8 protein-coding genes are annotated in these 5,749 nt (G+C 40.4%); all 8 read left to right on the top strand.

Annotated elements, in window-relative coordinates; translation table 11 throughout:
• Positions 1-1,111 (top strand): flagellar motor switch phosphatase FliY (fliY, locus tag AC1DVJ_RS29660; RefSeq protein ID WP_477596281.1); only part of this gene is annotated, 1,111 nt, incomplete at its 5' end.
• Between the two features lie 24 nt (positions 1,112-1,135).
• Complete coding sequence (locus AC1DVJ_RS29655; RefSeq protein WP_028558282.1) at positions 1,136-1,498, top strand: response regulator; 363 nt, start codon at positions 1,136-1,138, stop codon at positions 1,496-1,498.
• A 48-nt stretch (positions 1,499-1,546) separates the two neighbouring features.
• The gene (locus AC1DVJ_RS29650) at positions 1,547-2,179 is read left to right on the top strand and encodes a flagellar biosynthetic protein FliO (protein ID WP_477596279.1); all 633 of its coding nucleotides are present in this window, start codon (positions 1,547-1,549) and stop codon (positions 2,177-2,179) included.
• Positions 2,176-2,949, top strand: a complete 774-nt coding sequence (fliP, locus tag AC1DVJ_RS29645; RefSeq protein ID WP_477596277.1) for a flagellar type III secretion system pore protein FliP — start codon at positions 2,176-2,178, stop codon at positions 2,947-2,949. The genes AC1DVJ_RS29650 and fliP overlap by 4 nt, the downstream gene beginning before the upstream one ends.
• 26 nt (positions 2,950-2,975) lie before the next feature.
• Positions 2,976-3,245 (top strand): flagellar biosynthesis protein FliQ, encoded by a 270-nt coding sequence (fliQ, locus tag AC1DVJ_RS29640; protein WP_028558285.1) that lies wholly within the window; start codon positions 2,976-2,978, stop codon positions 3,243-3,245.
• Between the two features lie 12 nt (positions 3,246-3,257).
• Positions 3,258-4,058 (top strand): flagellar biosynthetic protein FliR, encoded by an 801-nt coding sequence (gene fliR / locus AC1DVJ_RS29635; RefSeq protein ID WP_477596275.1) that lies wholly within the window; start codon positions 3,258-3,260, stop codon positions 4,056-4,058.
• A gap of 10 nt (positions 4,059-4,068) precedes the next feature.
• Positions 4,069-5,163 (top strand): flagellar biosynthesis protein FlhB, encoded by a 1,095-nt coding sequence (gene flhB, locus AC1DVJ_RS29630; protein ID WP_477596273.1) that lies wholly within the window; start codon positions 4,069-4,071, stop codon positions 5,161-5,163.
• Positions 5,164-5,184: 21 nt separating this feature from the next.
• A partial coding sequence (locus AC1DVJ_RS29625) for an FHIPEP family type III secretion protein (protein ID WP_477596270.1) occupies positions 5,185-5,749 on the top strand: 565 nt, incomplete at its 3' end.

The raw sequence follows: 5,749 nt of genomic DNA, 5'->3' as shown, positions 1-5,749 counted from the left end.
CGGCAGCGCGGCGACAGCGTTATCGACGTTACTTGGCAAGAAAGTTGATATTACGACACCTAAAGTGTCTGTGATTGGTAAAGAAGAATTGGAAGAACAGTTTCCAAGACCTCATGTTGCCGTTCATGTAAACTATGTAGATGGCTTTGATGGTATTAACTTGCTTGTCATTCAAACGCGTGATGCACAAGTTATCGCTGATCTAATGATGGGTGGAGACGGCACTGGCGGTGATGAAAATCTAAGTGAAATTCATATCAGCGCCGTGCAAGAAGCAATGAATCAGATGATGGGTTCATCAGCGACATCCATGTCTACCATTTTTAATCGATTTGTCAATATATCTCCCCCAGGAATCGACATATTAAATTTGTCGAAAGGAGAAGGAAAACTGCCTGACGAGGACGTATTTATAAAGATATCGTTCCGACTTGCTATTGGCGATCTTATTGATTCCAACATCATGCAGTTATTACCTGTTCCTTTCGCCAAAGAAATGGTATCGATCCTATTGGGTGGTGGTGATACTGAATCAGCAATGGAAGCTGCACCGGCTGCGGAAGCACCACCAGAAGTAGCTGCTCCTGCTCCTGTGCAAGAAGCTCCTATTTCGCAGCCAGCACCAGTGTATGAGCAACCTGTCTACCAACAACCGATGTATGAACAGCCGATGTATCAGCAGCCTCCAATGGGACAGCCGATGTATCCGCCACAGCAACCGATGTATCCACCGCAGCAGCCGATGTATCAACAACCTCCAGCTGCGTATGGTGGCATGCCAAATCGGAATGTGAATGTTCAACCCGTACAGTTTGGTAATTTACAATCAGGCTCTTACGGGCAAGCGGATGATACGAACCTGAATCTACTTCTCGATATACCACTTAAGGTAACAGTTGAGTTGGGAAGGACAAATAAGGTGATTAAAGACATCTTAGAGCTGTCTCAGGGTTCTATCATCGAATTGGACAAGCTTGCTGGTGAACCGGTAGACATTTTGGTGAATAATAAGTTGATCGCCAAAGGTGAAGTTGTCGTCATCGATGAGAATTTTGGGGTTCGTGTTACTGACATTGTTAATCAATGGGAGCGAATTCAAAAATTACAATAATTTTATTTTAGGGGGATATTTTCAATGGCTAACCGTATTCTAATTGTGGATGATGCAGCGTTTATGAGAATGATGATTCGTGATATTTTATCAAAAAATGGGTACGAAGTATGTGGCGAGGCGAATGATGGAGCGCAAGCTATCGAAAAATATAAAGAGTTGAAGCCAGATCTTATTACGATGGATATCACGATGCCTGAAATGGATGGTATTCAAGCATTAAAAGAAATTAAAAAGATTGAACCTAATGCTAAAGTAATTATGTGTTCTGCAATGGGACAACAAGCCATGGTTATCGATGCTATTCAAGCCGGGGCGAAAGACTTCATTGTTAAACCATTCCAAGCTGACCGTGTTATCGAAGCTATCAAAAAGACTCTAGGTTAAACCGTCCGAATTTGGTTGAGTCTTACATAAACCGAAAGGGTTGTTCTTATGAAAAGACGTCAATCGAATAAGGCTATCTTAAGTATACTTAGTACGTTCGCCATGATCCTCTATACAAGCAGAACCGTCTACGCGGAAACAGAACCAAATCAAGATCCAATATCTGACTACCCAGGTTCGATGGGTTCAATGAACTCCATGCTTATGGTTGGTAAGGTTATTTTAKTCCTTGTATTCATAATTATTCTCTTTTATGTACTGATGAGATATGTGGCGAAGAAAAATAAAGGTACGATGTTTGGGAACTCAATTCGCTCTTTAGGTGGAGTTCCCCTTGGTCAAAATAAATCGATCCAAATTGTTGAAATTGGGCATTCGCTCTTCGTAGTTGGCGTTGGTGAGAACATTCAGTTATTGGATAAAATCATTGACGCCGATGAAGTAGCCTATATCTCTGAGCTCCTGCAATCGTCACAAGATGATCGAATGGGGTTTGGAATGATAAGCAAATGGATCAACAAGCTTCCTATGAAAAAGAACGATGTGGAAGAGGAAGTAGAACTAACGTCATCGTTTCAACAAGTATTTCATGATAAATTACGGCGTGTAACAGATCGTAATAAGAATGTAGAAGAATGGTTGTCTGATCAAAAACAAACAGATCGGTTGAATGAAGAATGAAAAGAAATAAATTAGTAAGCATACTACTGCTTGTCGTGATATCCATTTTCATATTGTCTTTAACTGCTTCTGCTGCCGAAACGGATGTTACGAATCCAATTCCGGGATTAAATGTCAATATCGGAACGAGCACAGCAACTGGGGGATCATCGAATACGGTAACTCTCCTTCTGTTGCTAACTGTGTTAAGCCTAGCTCCTTCTTTTTTGATTTTAATGACGAGTTTCACCAGAATTGTCATTGTACTGGGTTTTGTCCGAACGTCATTAGGAACTCAACAAATGCCACCTAATCAGGTTTTAATCGGACTCGCTCTGTTTTTAACCTTTTTTATTATGTCTCCAACTTTAGGGGAAGTTAATCAAACAGCTCTTCAGCCGTACTTGAAGGGTGAAATCAATCAAACGCAGGCTTTTCAGACTGCGTCGCTACCCATGAAGAAGTTTATGTTTAAACATACGCGACAGAAGGATCTGAAGCTGTTTCTAGACTATTCTAAAGCTAAAGCGCCTACAGGGGTCGAAGACATACCGATCACGTCCTTGGTGCCTGCTTACGCGATTAGCGAATTAAAATCAGCATTCCAAATGGGATTCATGATATTTATACCGTTTTTGGTTATAGATATGGTTGTATCCAGTACGTTAATGGCCATGGGGATGATGATGCTCCCGCCCGTGATGATTTCACTCCCATTTAAAATCCTTCTTTTTATTCTTGTAGATGGTTGGTATCTTGTGGTGAGATCGTTACTCTTAAGCTACGGTTAGAGACCAAGATATCGGAGGGAATCTAGATGGGTTCGGAATTTGTAATACGAATTGCTGGCGAAGCTGTGTACACCGTTCTTAAGGCTAGTGCGCCAATGCTACTTATAGGTTTAATCGTTGGTCTTGCAATAAGTATTTTTCAAGCGACGACACAGATTCAAGAGCAAACACTTGCCTTTGTACCGAAAATTGTTGCTGTACTGCTTTCCATCCTCATTTTCGGATCTTGGATTATGAATACTTTGGTTGATTTCACCTTTAATCTACTCAACAATCTTTACAAATTCGTTGGTTAGGTTGTGAGTGAAATGCCAACAATTATTCAAGCGATCCCTACCTTTCTGCTTATTTTTTGTCGAATTACATCATTTTTTGTCGTTGTGCCTATCCTTTCTTCTAGAAATGTTCCCATGATGTTCAAGGTGGGACTTTCCGTCTTTATTTCGTTGATTATCTTTGCGACGATGGGGATGGAGGAATCCATACCGATTGATGGCGTTTACGTGCTTTTGATTATACGAGAAATGCTAATCGGTGTTTTATTAGGATTTCTGGCGTATTTGTTTTTTACAGTTGTTCAGACAGCTGGTTCTTTCATGGATATGCAAATTGGATTTAGCATGGCGAGCGTTATAGATCCGCTAACAGGCGCATCTACTCCAATGCTAGGGAATCTGAAATATATGATTGCTGTGCTATTGTTTCTGTCTTTCGACGGACATCATTACTTGATCAGAGCGATTATTGACAGTTATAGATGGGTGCCGATCGATAACGATTTGTTTAGCCGCATTTATGACGGACAAATTTCAGATTTTTTATTTAAATCGCTATCCAAAATGTTTTATCTGTCATTCCAACTGGCCGCCCCAATTGTTGCTGCTTTGTTTTTAACTGACTTAGGTTTAGGCCTTTTAACAAGGGTCGCACCGCAATTCAATATTTTTGTCATCGGTGCACCTTTGAAAATGATTCTTGGTTTTTTCCTTCTCGTTATTGTTTTTCCTGAATTAATGTCTCAATTCCAGCAATTATTTGGAACCATTTTTGACTACATGGAGAAAATGCTTCAAATTATTGGTGGAGCGCAGCAAAAAACACCCAAGTAGGAGGAAAACCGTGTCCCAACAACTTCGTATACAGCTAGATTTACAATGGTTTGCTGGGGAAAAAACGGAATCTGCTACTGCGAAAAAAAGACAGGATGCCAGAAAAAAGGGTCAAGTTGCAAAAAGTATGGACTTGCCCGCGGCTTCCATTTTACTGTTCTCATTCGTGGCTTTTCTAATGTTTGGTTCCTACATGAAAGGTAAGTTAATGCACATCTTTCGTAATGTCTATGAGAATCAACTTGGTATGGATATTACAATGGGTAATGTGCAAGTGTTATTTGTGGATTTAACGCAACAAGGCTTGCTTATTATGGCGCCAATCTTTATCTTAGTACTTCTTATCGCTTTTATCGCAAATTACGCACAAATCGGTTTTATGTTTATCGGTGATCCCTTAATGATGAAGTTTGACAAGATTAATCCGATTGCCGGTTTTAAGAAGATTTTTTCCTTGCGGACAGTGATGGACTTTCTAAAGTCGACTATGAAAATGCTGATCATCGGCTATGCCGTGTATACGACCTTGATGGGTCATAAGGACAGGCTTCTTGGCTTAGGACATACACCCTTAGAGAGCACATTCTCCTTTATTGCTTCGGTGACGCTAAGCTTAGGGATAAAAATAGGTGCGATTTTAATTGTTTTAGCAATCTTTGATTATATTTATCAAAAGTATGAACATGAGAAAAGCCTCAAAATGTCCAAACAAGATATAAAAGATGAGTATAAGAAAAGTGAAGGCGATCCTCTTATCAAAGGGAAGATCCGTGCCAAACAACGCCAAATGGCGATGCAACGAATGATGCAGGAAGTTCCTAAGGCCGATGTTATTATTACAAATCCAACTCACTTTGCAGTTGCATTGAAATACGATTCGAAAAATATGCAGGCTCCTACCGTGATTGCAAAAGGTGCAGACTATGTTGCCTTAAAAATTAAAGAAGTCGCCAAACAGAATGGCGTCATGACAATGGAAAATAAGCCGCTTGCTCGAGCGATTTTTGCACAGGTGGAAATTGGTGATGCGATTCCGGCAGACCTATTCCAGGCTGTGGCAGAAGTACTAGCGTATGTATATAAGATGAAGGGTAAGACGAACTAACGTAGAGGGAGGTGCAATCTGATGAAAATCAAGGATTTATTAGTTCTAATCGGTATTATTGGCATCGTGTTGATGATGATTGTACCTGTTCCGATCCMTTTGCTGGACTTTTTATTAATTATTAATATTTCAATAGCTTTAATGATTATCTTGGTGGCAATGAATACGAGGGAAGCACTCCAGTTTTCGATTTTCCCATCCTTGCTCTTGATTACAACACTCTTTCGATTAGCTTTAAACGTGTCAACAACTCGTAATATTTTAGCGCATGCTGAAGCAGGCGACGTGGTCAGAACTTTTGGTTCATTTGTAGCACAAGGCAATATCGTAGTGGGATTCGTCGTGTTTCTCATCCTTGTCTTGGTTCAGTTTATTGTTATTACCAAAGGTTCTGAGCGCGTGGCCGAGGTTGCAGCTAGATTTACCTTAGATGCAATGCCAGGAAAGCAAATGAGTATCGATGCTGATTTGAATGCTGGCTTAATCAATGAGGTACAAGCTAGAGAACGAAGACAAAAGATTGAACGTGAAGCAGATTTCTATGGTGCGATGGATGGTGCCAGTAAATTTGTAAAAGGTGATGCGA

It is taken from the genome of Paenibacillus sp. P4_A9 (assembly GCF_056402415.1).
The sequence above is the reverse complement of the archived record's forward strand: the minus strand, read 5'-3'. Positions and strand labels throughout refer to the sequence as shown.